General features: G+C 72.2%; 11 protein-coding genes. 5 read left to right on the top strand and 6 right to left on the bottom strand.

All coding sequences use genetic code 11. The annotated features are described in order from the left end of the window. Nucleotides 1-527: 527 nt before the first annotated feature. From IT371_08205 to IT371_08190, 4 genes are all read left to right on the top strand, one after another. Complete coding sequence (locus IT371_08205) at nucleotides 528-1,355, top strand: purine-nucleoside phosphorylase (protein MCC6747624.1); 828 nt, start codon at nucleotides 528-530, stop codon at nucleotides 1,353-1,355. Nucleotide 1,356: 1 nt separating this feature from the next. Continuing rightward, entirely contained in the window at nucleotides 1,357-1,779 is a 423-nt protein-coding gene (cdd, locus tag IT371_08200) for a cytidine deaminase (protein ID MCC6747623.1), read from the top strand. Between the two features lie 93 nt (nucleotides 1,780-1,872). Continuing rightward, on the top strand, nucleotides 1,873-2,397 hold the full coding sequence (locus IT371_08195) for a DUF2781 domain-containing protein (GenBank protein MCC6747622.1): 525 nt from the start codon (nucleotides 1,873-1,875) through the stop codon (nucleotides 2,395-2,397). Between the two features lie 3 nt (nucleotides 2,398-2,400). Continuing rightward, nucleotides 2,401-3,438 (top strand): DUF2236 domain-containing protein, encoded by a 1,038-nt coding sequence (locus tag IT371_08190; GenBank protein ID MCC6747621.1) that lies wholly within the window; start codon nucleotides 2,401-2,403, stop codon nucleotides 3,436-3,438. A 713-nt stretch (nucleotides 3,439-4,151) separates the two neighbouring features. On the opposite strand, the gene IT371_08185 is transcribed toward IT371_08190, so the two are convergent. From IT371_08185 to IT371_08160, 6 genes are all read right to left on the bottom strand, one after another. Next, nucleotides 4,152-5,777 (bottom strand): hypothetical protein, encoded by a 1,626-nt coding sequence (locus IT371_08185; GenBank protein MCC6747620.1) that lies wholly within the window; start codon nucleotides 5,775-5,777, stop codon nucleotides 4,152-4,154. Between the two features lie 52 nt (nucleotides 5,778-5,829). Further along, nucleotides 5,830-7,872 (bottom strand): hypothetical protein, encoded by a 2,043-nt coding sequence (locus tag IT371_08180; protein MCC6747619.1) that lies wholly within the window; start codon nucleotides 7,870-7,872, stop codon nucleotides 5,830-5,832. Between the two features lie 171 nt (nucleotides 7,873-8,043). Continuing rightward, the gene (locus tag IT371_08175) at nucleotides 8,044-9,621 is read right to left on the bottom strand and encodes a hypothetical protein (protein MCC6747618.1); all 1,578 of its coding nucleotides are present in this window, start codon (nucleotides 9,619-9,621) and stop codon (nucleotides 8,044-8,046) included. A gap of 77 nt (nucleotides 9,622-9,698) precedes the next feature. Continuing rightward, on the bottom strand, nucleotides 9,699-10,601 hold the full coding sequence (locus IT371_08170) for a hypothetical protein (GenBank protein MCC6747617.1): 903 nt from the start codon (nucleotides 10,599-10,601) through the stop codon (nucleotides 9,699-9,701). Beyond that, the gene (locus tag IT371_08165; GenBank protein MCC6747616.1) at nucleotides 10,598-11,179 is read right to left on the bottom strand and encodes a sigma-70 family RNA polymerase sigma factor; all 582 of its coding nucleotides are present in this window, start codon (nucleotides 11,177-11,179) and stop codon (nucleotides 10,598-10,600) included. The genes IT371_08170 and IT371_08165 overlap by 4 nt, the downstream gene beginning before the upstream one ends. Then, entirely contained in the window at nucleotides 11,176-12,258 is a 1,083-nt protein-coding gene (locus IT371_08160) for a hypothetical protein (protein MCC6747615.1), read from the bottom strand. Before IT371_08160 ends, IT371_08165 begins: the two co-directional genes overlap by 4 nt. 323 nt (nucleotides 12,259-12,581) lie before the next feature. On the opposite strand from IT371_08160, the gene IT371_08155 reads away from it, so the two are divergent. Then, nucleotides 12,582-13,724 (top strand): hypothetical protein, encoded by a 1,143-nt coding sequence (locus IT371_08155; protein MCC6747614.1) that lies wholly within the window; start codon nucleotides 12,582-12,584, stop codon nucleotides 13,722-13,724. The last annotated feature ends 44 nt before the right edge of the window (nucleotides 13,725-13,768 follow it).

The raw sequence follows: 13,768 nt of genomic DNA, 5'->3' as shown, positions 1-13,768 counted from the left end.
GCAAAGCGCTGGCATAAGTCAAGCCTGCCCTTGCACAGGGGGTACGTCCTTGCACGAACAAGACGGTCAGCGACGTCGTTGTACGAAGAAACACAAACACAAAGGTCGCTCGCCGGCGCACCGATCCACCCCCACCGCCCGCGTGCGCCCGCCGCAGCACCGAGGCGCCGCCGCCCTCGCCGAAATTCCCCTTGCTTCGAGGGGGGGCGTGCGATCGTTTCGCCAAGCGGCTGCCTCATGGGCGGCCAAACCCGAAAGGAGCTCTTCATGAAACGGAAGACCAACGTTCGCGCGGGGACGGGCGTCATTCAGGGGTAACGCCCCTCCCCCGCGGGCCGAGGGCGCGCCTTGATCGGGCGCTCTCGGCCACTCCTCCTTGCGCCGTGCGGGGCCGATGCCGGGCCCCCGTTGCATGCAGGCTCAAGGCCGTACGCCGGTGGAAAACTGGCCCCGGGGCAGTCGAGCCCTCATCATGGGCTAGGGCCTCGCGCGCCGCGCGGGCACCTCCCCCGCAAGGAGCCGCGTGCATGCAAGTCTACGAACAGGTGCAGGAAGCCGCCGCCTCGGTGGTCCGGAGCATCGCGCCGGCCCTGCCGCGCATCGGAGTGATCTTGGGCTCGGGGCTCGGCAGCTTCGCCGACGCGCTCGAGGACGCGGTGGCCGTGCCGTACGGCCGCATCCCCGGCTTTGCGGAGAGCAGTGTGGTGGGGCACGCGGGTCGGCTCGTGGCCGGCCTCTGCGCCGGGACGCCGGTGCTCGCGATGCAGGGGCGCGTGCACGCCTACGAGGGTCACCCGATGACCCAGGTGGTGCTCCCGGTGCGCACGATGATCGCCGCGGGCTGCCGCATCCTGATCATCACCAACGCGTCGGGGGGGATCCGTGAGGACCTGATGCCCGGCGACCTGGTGGTGATCAGCGACCACCTGAACGTGGCGGGTCCGAACCCGCTCGTGGGGCCGAACGACGAGCGGCTCGGGGACCGCTTCCCCGACATGACCGCGGCCTACGACCTGGAGCTCCGCGCCGTCGCGCACCAGGCGGCGAACGCCGAGCGCCTGCCGCTCAAGGAAGGGGTCTACGCCTACACGGGAGGCCCGAGCTACGAGACCCCCGCCGAGATCCGCATGCTGCGCGCCATGGGGGCCGACCTCTGCGGCATGTCCACGGTGGCCGAGGTGATCGCCGCGAACCACATGGGGGCGCGGGTCCTCGGCATCTCGTGCGTCACGAACCAGGCCGCGGGGCTCGGCGGCAAGCTCTCGCACGAGGAGGTGCAGGAGACCGCGGCGCGCGTACGCCTCCCCTTCGTGGGGCTGCTGAGCCGCATCGTGGCGGCGCTCCGGGAGCGCTAGCGTGGCGCCCTCGCCGCTCCCCTGGGAGTCCCTGGCCAAGACGGCGCTCGCCGCGCGCAAGCAGGCCTACGCCCCGTACTCGCGCTTTCGCGTGGGAGCGGCCCTGCTCACGAGCACGGGCGAGGTCGTCACGGGCTGCAACGTGGAGAACGCGTCGTACGGGCTCTGCGTCTGCGCCGAGCGGAACGCCATCGCCAGCGCCGTCGCGGCCGGGCATCGCAGCTTCGTCGCGCTGGCCGTCGCCACGGGCGCCTCGCCGCCGGCCCCCCCCTGCGGCATGTGCCGGCAGGTGATGGCCGAGCTGTGCGTGGACCTCGAGCTCCTGCTCGTGAATCCCGCCGGCGAGCAGCGCCGCACGAAGCTCTCTAAGATCTTCCCCGAGCCCTTCCGCTGGAAGGGAGCCGGGACGCGCGCGGCGCGGTAACGGCCCGATTCGCGGGGCTCGGAGGTCCTCCGTGGGGTGTTCCATGCGCGAAGGGTACCGCCGTACCGAGTGGGTGTTCGATCGGGCTCGGCCATGACGCCCTCGATTCCACTTCTCCGACGGAAAGGCGACCTCGTCTTCCTCGGGTTCTTCCTGGTGAACCTGTTCTTCATCACCTACATCGTCGACCTGGAGCAGCTGGTCATCGACGATCCCGCTCGCTTCGCCTACCCCGCCTGGCCGCCCCCCGTCCTCGTGGACCTGGTGCACTGGTGGGGCAGACGCTTCGACCCAGTGCTCCTCGCGCGCCCGGTCTGGTGGAAGATGACGATCTGGATCGACGTGCTCTTCTTCGGCCCCTACTACGTCGCGGCGATCTACGCCTTCTTCAAGGGGCGGGACTGGATCCGGGTCCCGAGCTTCGTCTACGCCGGGCTCATGATGGCCAACGTCACCATCATCATGGGTGAAGAGCTCTTCGGCGCGCACGCCACGCCCGCGCCCCTCGTCGTCGGTCTGGCCAACGCGCCCTGGTTCCTCTTTCCGGTGGCGCTCATCGCTCGTCTCGGCCGCTCCCCGAAGCCCTTCGCCGAGCCCGCCCACCGCGGCTCCCCGTGACGCATGAACCTCCCCGACCACGCGTGGCTCGAAGCCCAACGCCAGCGAGGAGATCCGCTGGCCGACGCGGTAGTGACCGAGCTCGTCCGGAACCCCGGCCCCGAGAGCGCCGACCTCTTCGCGGCAGTAGAGGCGCGCGCGCCCGAGGACGCCGCCTGCGCCGCGCTGCTACGCGCCGTGACGACCGTTCCCGACTGGGTGGACTTCTCACGCATGGCACGCGGCACCGCGCTCGGCGTGACGCACAGTGTCCACTCCGCGCTCTCCCTGCTCCTCGGCAGTCTGGTGGAGAGCTACGCCTCTGCCCGCGCGGCGAAGGTGCTCATTCGGTCGCGACGGCTCGAGCAGGACACCGTCCGGCGGCTGCGGGACACGGCGACCTTCGCGCTGTGCATCGCCCGCTCCGGCGGGGCGCCCCCGGGCTCGGGAGCGCATCGTCACGTGGTGAAGGTCCGGCTGGTGCACGCCTTCATCCGGCACGGCATGCTTCACCGGCGCGACTGGGACCCGAGCTGGGGGCTGCCGGTCAATCAGGAGGACTACGCGAGCACGCTGCTGATGTTCTCTCACGTCTACCTGCGAGGCCTCGGTCGCCTGGGGATTCGCCTCAGCGCGACCGAGGAGGACTCGGTGCATCACACCTACCGCTGGGTCGGCTACCTGATGGGCGTGACGCCGGAGCTTTTGACCGCGACCCGAGACGAGGAACGTGCGCTCTACGAGCTCATCACGCGGCGTCAGTTCAGGCCCGACGAGGATAGCCGCGTCCTGGCCCACGCGCTGATCGACACGATGGGTGGCCGGCCGCCCCTCTTTCTGCCTCGGCGCGCGCTCTACGCGCTCAGCCGCCACCTGATCGGCGACGCGCTGGCGGACGAGCTCGCCTTTCCTGCGCCCGGGTCCTGGAGCGCGACGCCGGCGATCGTGGCCGCCTGTGGTCGCCTGCAGCAGGTCGTGCTCGAGGCCCCTGCGGGCGCCCCGATCGGCCACTGGGTGGGCGAGCGCGTGGCCAGCGCCATGCTCGAGTACGGGCTGCGGTAGCTCTCTACTCGCACTGCGGCGGCGGCGCCGAATCGCGGTTCAGGCATTCTGCCTCGGCTTGGTTGGGGGCCGCGCGTCGCTCCCAGCCGAAAATAGAGTCGACGCACGAGAAGCATCTAGCGAGAGAGAAGGCTCCGGGCCAACTTCGCATAGTGTGCTCGGCGCCTCAGCCACTGTCCGCGAATGTACGTCGCGAGCCAGCGATACCTGTCTTGCTGAACGCTCTTCCCTTCGAGTACCCGAAGAACCATCTCGAGGTGTTCGCGATTCCAGGCCCAGAAGTCCTCGCCAGCCTCGGAGGCCGCGAACCAGAGGGGCGCATGTTCCCGCAGGTCGGCATAGCTGAGTGGTCCGGCGCGATGCGCGCATTGCGAACAGGCAACACGCCAGTCCTCGCCGGGGTAGGCAGGCGAGAGGTCGTCGACGATGAGCACTCCCTCTGCATGACAGGGGAGCGCGGCGCTCGCTTCCGCTCCACAGGCTGGGCAGCGAAGCGAGAGCAGTGTCGGGCCGCAGCTGTGCCCGTACCGAACATGCGTCGATCCTCCGGAGCCTATGGATCTGGAGTTGGATCTCGAGGCTTTGCTCATGCCTGTGATGATACTCCGGCCCGCCGGCACGCAACGCCCGGGCCGACACGGTGCGCCGACGAGAAGAGCAGAAAGCGGCGGCTCGTCGAACGTCCTTGCGGCGCCGCGTGTCCTCTGCGCGCTCTACTCGCACTGCGGCGTAGTCGCCAGGTCGCGGCTCCCCCAGGGCACCCCCGGGCTGACACAGCGGACGATGAGGTTCGAGGTCGGCGGCGGAGCCCCGCTGCGCAGGATCTCCAGCATGAAGGGCGTCCCGTGCACCTCGGGGTCGCAGCCCGCGTCGGGGTTGTCGGTGCGCACGAGGCGCCAGCAGGGGCAGCTCGTGCCGCAGGCCCGGTTGCCCGAGAGGAAGACGGCGTCCGGACAGCGCGGGATGGGCTCCTGGCGCTCCTGCGGCGTGCCCTCGTTCGTGAGCTCCTCCACCTGGCAGTCGGCCTTCTCGAGACAGCTCTTCCGGCACAACACCGGCCAGCCGTCCGAGCCCGTGCCGAGCAGGTCGCCCTCGCGGCAGACCACGCCCCCGTTCGAGGTCGCGGGGGGCCAGTGCAGGCACGGTCGAACGGTGCGGCCGATGATCCGCTTGCCCATCGCCGCGAGCGCGGGGCCAAAGCCCGGCTCGCAGATCTGCGCCACCGCGTGGTTGCCCCGGGTGCGAGAAAGCGCCTGGAGGAACGCGTTCAGGCGGATCCCCGGCGTGGCGACGACGGTACGGCCTAGCTGGCAGCTCGGCTCCAGCATCGGCTGCCCCGCGAACACCCTGACGCGCACTGGCTCGGGCGGCCCCGCGATGAGCGTCACGAAGAGCTTCTCCGGCTCCTTCACCCGCCCGAGGAGCTGGAGGTAGCGGTCGAGGCGGTGGAGCCAGTCCCCGTCGGGCACACAGTGCCTGCGGGGACCGGGCCTCCGGCGGTCGTTCACGTCGCAGCGGATCCCCTTGTCGAAGCAGCGGAAGGAATCGAGCGGGCCGAGCGGGTCGGTCAGCCCCTGGGGGGCGGGGTCGAAGAGCTCGGGGCGGGCGGCCGAGCAGTCGTCCTCGTCCGTGAAGATCACGATCCCGAGGCTCGCCTCGCGGCGGAGGAAGCCCGGGTTCAGGCCAAGCTTCGGGTCGAGCGCGCGGTACATGGCCTCGAGGGGCTGCTCGAAGCCGCAGCCGGCCGTGCCGAGCGCGGCGATGCAGCTGAAACCGTGCTGCACCTGCTCCACCACGCCCCCCTGGGCAAAGGGCACGTTCGTCACGCCGAACTCGTGGGTGATGAACGGGTCCGTCGGCGGGACGCACTGCCCGGCGCGCGGCCGGTGCTGGAGCTTGCCCTGATCCCCCCCCGCGCGGTCGCAGGTGGGGAACGAATAGGGGGCCACGCCGAGGTCCGTCGTCACCACCCCCACGTGCAGGCTGGGCAACGTTACGCCCCGATCGCGTGCGCGCAGGGCCTCGAGGAGCGAGGGGAAGTGCCACCGCAGCGCTCCCTGCGCCTCTCCCATGGCCTCCGAGTTATCGATCACGAAGAGCAGGTCGAGCGCCGGCGAGCGCATGAGCGGAAATACGTCCATCGGCCGCAGCGGGCCCTTCGGGCAGGTCGGGCACGCCGGGCCGGCGTCGGTCGCGGGCGGGCTCGTGGAGGTGGGGGGTTGCTGGCAGGCGACGACGAGGCACGCCGCGGCCAGGCTGACGGTGGCGCGCCCGGCCTGCTTCCGGCGCAGTACACGGAGCGCGCGCGACGCGACCTCCGACGTGCGGGAGCTCGACATGGTGTTCCCCCCTTACCCCAGCTCGAGCATAGCACCCCGGGATGGAGGACCGTCAGGCCCCCACGCGACGCAGGTCGGGGATCCCGAGCGAGCGGCCGACCTCCTCGACGAGACCCGACTCACGCACGAAGCGGCGCACGCACTTATCCACCTCCACCCCTCGGGCGACATCTACGAGCGCGGCGCGCTGGGCGCGATGGACCCGCTCGAGCGCGCGCACGCGTTGCGGACGATTCAGGCCGAGCCAGGTCGTATCGTGCTTCCAGTCGTGCAGGAGCAGTCTCGCGCCGAGGTTCGTCTGGGTCGCCTCCTCGAGGCGCGTGCGCGCCTCCGCCGAGGCGAGGGTCCCCTTCACGAAGGCCGGGGCGCTCGCCCAGAGCTTGCCGAACGGGCGGTTGTAGTGCAGCGCGGCCAGGCGGTCCTCGACGGGGCCGCGAAGGTAGTTGGCGCGGAAGAGCTCACCGCACCAGGCCACGAGCGCCGAGGGCGGCAGTCCGTAGTGGCCGGTGATCAAGCTGCGCTGGATAGCGTTCACCGCCGCCTCGCGCGTCGCCCGATCCTGCGGGTCCTTCTGCGGAGCCTCGTCGCGCACGCTGCGCAGCTCGTAGCCCTCGAGGCTCCCGTCGGGCATCCCTTGCTCGTTGCGGTAGATCGCGACGCGGTAGCCGACGGTGCCCATCTTGAGCTCGCTCGCCCTCAAGTGCGTGCCGTAGGCCAGGTGGTTGTAGAGGCGGCCTAGTTTCTCGGCCGAGGTGTAGTCGTAATAGGTGAGGGAGTCCGAGGTCCGGCGCTCGAGCACGCCCATGTAGGCGGCACGGCGTAGATCGAAGTACAGATTTGCGCGCCGCCAGTGGTCGGTGACGATGGCCGCCTCGGTGCGCTCCCGCGCCTGCGGACCCAGCTTGCGCCCCTCGGGCCCGTAGAAGTAGAGCGCGGCCGGCAGCCCGGGGCGCCGGACCAGGTGGACGTGCTCGTGGTGCATGTCCCCGCCCATACTCTTCACCCGCTCGAAGGTCTGGGTCGTGTTGGCGCCGGCCGGGCCGCGGCCCACGTGGTGCAGCTCGATGCCCTCGAGGGCCACGGCATCCTCGTGGCTCTTGAGCTCCACGAGGGGCAGGAAGCCGAAGCCGGTGCGCGCCGTGTCCGCGCGATGCTTGCGCTTCGGCGGCGCGAAGGTGACGAAGGGGATGGCTCGATCCCCATGAAAGTTGGCGGTCGCGGCCACGGCGAGAACGAGCAGCCCGCGTTGTAGCTGACGATTCTCCTTGCCGAGGCGCTCCCAGGAGAGCTTCTCGAGCGGCACGTGAAGACGCGCGGCCACCGCGCGAAGTTTCTGCCCGAGCCGCTCGACCGCCTGCTTGAGCGCCTCGTCGCGCAAGGCGCGCGATTCCTCGGTGCCCGGGGCAGCGGGCAGAAGCCCCACCGCGGCGAGCATCGGGCGCAGCCCGGCCTCCGGGTCGCTCGGGACCATGCGCGCCAGCATCGCGTCGGTAAGGCGCGTCTCGGCCTCGACCGCCGAGCGGTAACCCGGTCGCCGCACGTCCGTCTCGGCACCGTAGAGGTACTGCGCCAGGCTCGTCGCGCGAAACCAGCGGTCCCACGCCGCGCGCCAGCGACTCCCCGAGGGCACCCGCCGCAGCTCCCAGCCCAGCGCGGCGAGCGCGTCTCGCTCGGCGTGCACGGCCTCGGGCGACTTCATCGCGGCCTCGATGCGCTCCATCTCCCTGAGCCAGCCGACCGTCACGCCATGCTTGCGCTGATACGCCACGGCCGAGAGCGCGCGAAAGCGGCCGAGGAGCTGGTCTCGCTCGGCGCCGGCGGGGCGGTGCAGGAGCTCCCACCCGACCCGGGCCAGGTCCCGACGAAACGTGCTCGGACGGAGGTGCGCCTGGCCCGTCGCGCTGCGCTCGAGGCGGGAGAGCGCCGCCGCGGGTTCCTCCCGTGCCGCGAAGGTCCGCACCATCGGAACGCCGAACAGGGCGAGGGCGAGCACGACCGCTCCGCACCGACGGAGGGCGCGCCCGCGCAGGCCCGAGCCTGCTCGCGTCTTCGCGGCAGCGGGGTGCGTCCCCGCCTCGGGTGGCCTCAGGGTCATCGTGCAGAGATGCGATTGCAAACGGAGTGCCGGGTCAGGAGGGCCTTCAATCCAGGCAACGGCTTGGAATGACTTCGCATCGCGAGCGGTCGTCCGGCCCCGCGGCACCGGCAGCCACCAGGAAACAGGGACTACGGACCCCGCTCAGGGCACCGCGCCGGCGGCAGCGTGCTAGTCGCACTGCGTGAGATCGGCCAGGTCCCGGCTCCCCCAGCGATAGCGCGTGGCCGTGCAGCGGGCCTGCACAGCGGCGCCGGGCACGGGCGCGGCCGACCGCACCACCTCCAGACGGTACGGCGAGCCGTCCACCGCCGGGTCGCAGCGCTTGGCCGGGTCGGCGGAGGTGACGAGCCGCCAGCAGGGACAGCTCGCTCCGCAGGTGGCCGCCGGGTCCTTGAAGAGCGGCGCCGGGCAGCGCGGAATGGGCGTGGCCTTGGCCGAGGGGGTCCCCGGGGCCAGCACCTCCTCGACGGTGCACTCGGCCTTCTCGAGGCAGCTCGCGGCGCAGGTGACCGCGCGCCCGTCGGAGGCCGAGCCGATCGGGTCCCCCGCGGCGCAGAGCAGGCTCCCCGAGGCGCTCAGCAGGGGCGCCGCCACGCACTGCCGGGAGAGCTTGCCCACCAGCTTGCGCCCGAGGCGGGAGAGCGCCGGACCGAAGTCCTGGTCGCAGATCGAATGGAAGGTGCTGTCCATGCGCAGCGTGGGATCTCCCTCGAGCACCGCGCTCAGCCGCAGCGCCGGAGCCGCCGCCGCGCTCTTGGAGACGGCGCAGCTCGGCCGGAGCATCGGCTCCGAGCCGTCCCGGCCCACCTCCACGCGGTCGGGGGGGCCGGAGATGGCCGCGAGCACCACGCGCCCCGCGGGCTTGAGGCGCTTGAAGAGCTCCACGTACTCCTCGACGGGGTAGAGCCAGGTCCGGTCCGGAACGCAGTTCTGGCGTGGCCCCGCCTTCAAGCGGTCGTTCACGTCGCAGCGAAAGCCGAACTCGAAGCAGCGGAAGGAGTTCAAGGGGCCGAGCGGGTCAGAGATCCCCTGCTGCGCGGGGTCGTAGAGCCTCGCGTCCTTCGACGAGCAATCGTCCTCGTCGGTGAGAAAGACCACCGCGAGGAGGGCGTCCTTGCGCAGAAAGCCGGGGTTAACGTTCAGCGCCGGGTCGAGCGCGCGCCGGACCGCCTCGAGCGACTGCTCGAAGCCGCAGCCGCCGGTGCCGAGGGTCGCGATGCACGAGAAGGCCGCCTTCACCTGCTCGACGGGGTCATCGGCGGGAACGGGCAGGTTCGTGGCCCCGCGCTCGTAGGCGAGAAAGTGGTCCTTCGGGGCCGTGCACCCCGGCAGGCGCGGAGCGCTCAGGAGCTTGCCCCCGTGCCCGCCGGGCGTCTCGCAGCTCGGCAGGCCGTAGGCGCCGGCGCCGAGGTCCGAGCTCACGACGCCGATGCGCAGGTCCGGCAGGTCGTTTCCGAGCTCGGGGCTCCGGAGCGCCTCGACGAGGCGCGGGAAGTTCGCCGCGAGGCTCGCCTGCTCGTCCCCCATCGAGTCCGAGTTGTCGACGAGAAAGAGCAGGTCCACCTCGCGATCGATCACCTGCGGGAAGTGCCCGCGCCACTCGCTGAGCGGCGCCTTGGTCGGCCGCGGGTCGGTGACGTGGATCCCCGCGTCGGGGCGCGCGCCCACCTCCACGGCGCGGTTGCAGCCGAGCGCGAAAAGGCTCGGGAGAAAAAGCGCGGCGAGCCTCTGCGGCGTGCGGTTCATGGGGTCTCCCTCCGGCGGTCGTCGCTGAGGAATTGGAGGGGAGCGCCCCGATCCGTCACGCGAGCGTCCCGCGAGGCTCAGCGGCCCGGGCGCTTCCGCAACGCCTCCTCGAGCGCGGGCCAGAGCATGCTCTGCGGATAGCGCGCGTGAAAGCGAGCGGCGCGGCGGCGGGCGAGCGACAGCGCCCCCGAGCGTAGCTGGGCGAGGATCGCCAGAGCCTCCCGTTCCTCGACCAGCACGCCGCGCGGAAAGCGTTCCCCGTGCTCGGCGAGCCCGGCGAGGGCTTCTTCGAGCGCGCCCTTCCCGAGCGCGTGACGCACGCCATCGAGGAGCGCACGCTCGGCGGCCAGCGTGTCCGCGTCGATCGGGCCAGCTGGCGGCCCCGATCCCGCGGAGCCCCGGCGGGTCCTCGGCCAGCGGCCCACCGGCGCCGTCTCACGCGCGGAAGGCCGGACGGGTGGATTCGGCTTCGCCTCGACGTGGGCAGCCCCGGCCGTCGGCGATCTCGACTCGGCCGTCGCCGCGCGGGGGAGCGTCGCGCTGGCCCGAGCCTCGACCGACGTCGCGGGGCTCGTCCCCGGATCGCGCAGCCCCTGGCGCTGCGACGGAGCGTCCGCCCGCTGGGCCCACCAGACCCCGCCTCCCCCGAGGAACGTGCCGACCCCGAGAGCCAGGAGGGTGGCCGGCTTGCCGAGCGCGGCGAGCAGAGCGCCGGCGGCGCCTCGCGGGGCGACCGACCGCGCTGCGCCGGTGAGCCCGGCCGAGGTTCCGTGCGCGGAACCGGCGCTCGATGAGGGAGCCGTGGGCGGAGCGTCGAGGGAGCGCGGGGGGAGCGGCTCCACCGGGAGACCGAGCGTCCCCCGGACGCGCGCCAGCAGCTCCTCCGTGACAGCAAACGGCGGGTCAGGCGCACGGCGCTCCGCGCGCAGCAGCGCGAGCAGCTCCTCGGAGAGCGGAGTCAGGCGAGGAAGATCGCTCATGGGCAGCCTCGCACGCCACAGCGACGCACGGCTGCCGCGAAGTCCTCGCGGGCCAGGCGCAGGCGCGAATAGAGCGTGTTGAGGGGCGCGCTCACGATGGTCGCGATCTCGGGGACGCTGTAGCCCTCGAGCTCGTGCAGCACGAAGACCGCGCGGCGATCCTCATCGAGAGCCTCGAGCGCCGCGAGGACGAGCTCGCGGGCCTGGCGCTCGGCCACCGCCGCGTCGGGCAAGCTGCGCGGATCCACCGCCTCCGAGAGCTCCCGGGTGCACTCCCGGCGCCGCGGCGCCGCGCGCCGGTAGTCCGAAGCCACCCTGAGCGCAATCCCCGCGAGCCAGGGCCGCGCGGGTCGAGCAGCGTCGTAGTCCGCCCAGCGCCGGTAGGCGATGACGAACACGTCGTGCACCTTGTCCTCCAGATCCGCGTCCGCGACGCCGAGCCGACGCAAACAGCGCCAGACCTGCGCCACCTCGGCGCGATAGGTTGCCGCAAAGGACGCGGGCTCCGGCGGCTGCGAGGCGTGGTCGGGCGCGGGCACCACGTGGAGGTATTGGAGAGACCCCTGCCGCTCCGTCATAGGAATCGCCCGAGGAGGGAAAGCCCGAAGCTCCCCCAGACCGCCGGCGCCGCCCAGAAGACACGCCCGGTCCCGGTCTCGCGGAGCTCCGTCTGCGAGAAGGGAGCCCAGAGGTCGGTGTGGGCGCGAAGCCCGAGGACCGCGCCGAGGGGCACCTCGAGGCCCAGCCGCAGCGCCCCCGCCGCGTAGCCGAGGGTCACCGGCGCCGATCGCTCGAGCCCCGAGGTATTCACGCGCAGCGCGCCTCCGCCGAGCAGAACGCACGCCGAGACCAGGCTCAGGTGACCGCAACCGAGCGCCGCCGCCATGAGCAGTGCGGTGCTGAGCCGGCCGGGCTCGAGGTCCTTTCCTACCGGAAGGTCCACGCGCCCCTCGAGCCCCACCGAGGTCCGCCCGAAGCGCAGCGTCGCATCCACCCGAAGGCCGGCGTTCGGCGACGGCGCGGCGCCGACCGACAGGAAGGGCCCGGCGGCGATGGCGAGCGCGAGACTTCTCGGGCGCGCCCGCAGCGCCGGGGTCGGCTGCACCGCGGGGGTCGACCGCACCGGCGACGTCGACGCGGCGCGGAGCTCTCGACGCGGCTCCGGTGGGGGCGACACCGCGGCGGGCCTCGGAGCGGGGGCCCGCGGAGCGCCTCCTCCGTCGCCGGGCGCGACCCACGGATCGATGGCGATGCTGATGGCGAGGGCCATGGCCGCCGCGAGCTCGCGACAGTCCGGGCTCGGCGCTCGCAGGACCCGCTCTCCGAGCCGCGCGCCCCCCGCGCTACGCAGCGTCACGCGCGCGCGAAGGCCCTCCCCGTCGGCGGCCACCTCGGCGTGCACCCATCGCGCGGGGCGAGCGCTCCACGGACGGTAGCCGAGCCGGCTCTCCACGGCACGCGCCAGCGCCTCGTCCCCCGGGCACGAACCGGCCCCCGGTCCGCGCTGGTAGAGGAGCTGCACCGTGGACCGCGCCTCGGCCCCGAAAGCGGTCGGGTGCGGCCCCACGGCCTGCAGCAGCCCGCTCGCGAGCACGAACACGGCCGCACGCCCGAACGCGTCCGCGCGCCGCGCGGCGCGCCCGCACCTGCGATACACGCGTGCTCCCCCGAGCTCCCCCGTCGGCATCGCCTACGTTTGATCGACGACGCGCCATCGCACAAGGGGATGACGGTCGGCCATCGGCGCGACCCAGGCCCCTCCGACCCCGGAGCTCCTCCTTGTCGCCGACCGGTCACCCCGGTAGCCGATCTGGGGCTCATCGACCCTAGCCCGCCCCGCGCCGGGCCTCCCGACGACCGCCAGCTTCCGTGCGGTTGGGCGGCCGCGCTTCTGGCGTGGCCGTTGCAGTAGCCCGGGCCCGACCAGGGGCCGCAGCGGGGCTCGTCCCTCCCGCCGCCTCCCTCGTGGAGCCATCCATCATGCGAAGCTCGCGTTCTCGGAGTCTGACCCTCACCGCGCTGCTCTGCCTCGCGCTCCCTTCGGGCCACGCGATGGGCGCTCGACCCGAACCGCCCGCCTCGAAGGCGGCGAGCCGCGCGCTCCGCCTCGCGGGCAAGTACGCCACGCGCGTCGTGGGCAACGGCCACCTCGGGGCCTTCAACCTCGAGCTCACGCAGGGGGCCGACGGCGCCTATACGGTGCTCTTCCACCAGCCGCACGACCGCGCGCGCCGGCCGCTCCATTTCACGAGCGCGGGCGAGTTCATCGACGGCCCCTTCGCCCGGGGAAACCGCCCCTGGAAGCCCACCGACGCGCACGGCAGCAACCCGATGGTCTCGGCCGCCTACCAGCTCGTCAAGGCCGCCAAGACGCTGGGCACGGGCGAGGCGAAGCTGAACGCGATAGAGCAGAACGGGCGGTTCCTGGTCTCGATTCAGTACGCGGGACACACCCTGCTCGAGACCTTCGACGCCGTGGTCGGGCGCCTCGACGGACGCCACGCCACGACCAGCGGCACCACCTCCTTCGAGGACGCCTGGCGCGCGCCGATCCGCGGAACGGTGCAGCGCGTGAATGATCGGAGCCGGCTCTCCAAGCCCGTGAAGAGGTTCGCCGGCAGCCACGAAGAGCTCCTCCGCGTGCAGCTCGGTAGTCGCCAGGCCTACGTGGCCTTCGATCCCTCCAAGGCAGACTACGGTCTCAACGTGCGGCCAGCCGATCGCAGGTATCGCTCGCAGTGGGTCTCGGGCACGTTCGAGCGCATGGGTCCCACGGGGCGCTACCTCATCGTCTCGAAGGAGCTCTCGAGCTGGGACCTCGCTGGCGCACACGACCTGAAGTACCGTGAGGGGTCCAAGCCGCGGCGGCTCTATCGCGTCGACCTGATGACGGGCGGCATCCAGCCCGAAGCGCACTTCGACCCGACGGTGGCGCTGGCCGAGGAGCAGGCGCTCGAGGAGTATCGGAAGACGCACCCCGTGGACCACGCCCGCTGGACCGCCGACATCGAGGCCTTCACGCGCGAGAGCAACGCGCGGCACTCCCGCGCATCGGCACGCCAGTGGCAGGGCGAAGATCAGCGCAATCGCCGAGCGGACCGCGGCGACGCCTACATTCCCTGAGTAGCTCCCGCACAGGACGCACGCGCGCCCTCGAAAACGCCCTC

The organism is Deltaproteobacteria bacterium (genome assembly GCA_020848905.1).
Taxonomy (GTDB): Bacteria; Myxococcota_A; Polyangia.
The sequence above is the reverse complement of the archived record's forward strand: the minus strand, read 5'-3'. Positions and strand labels throughout refer to the sequence as shown.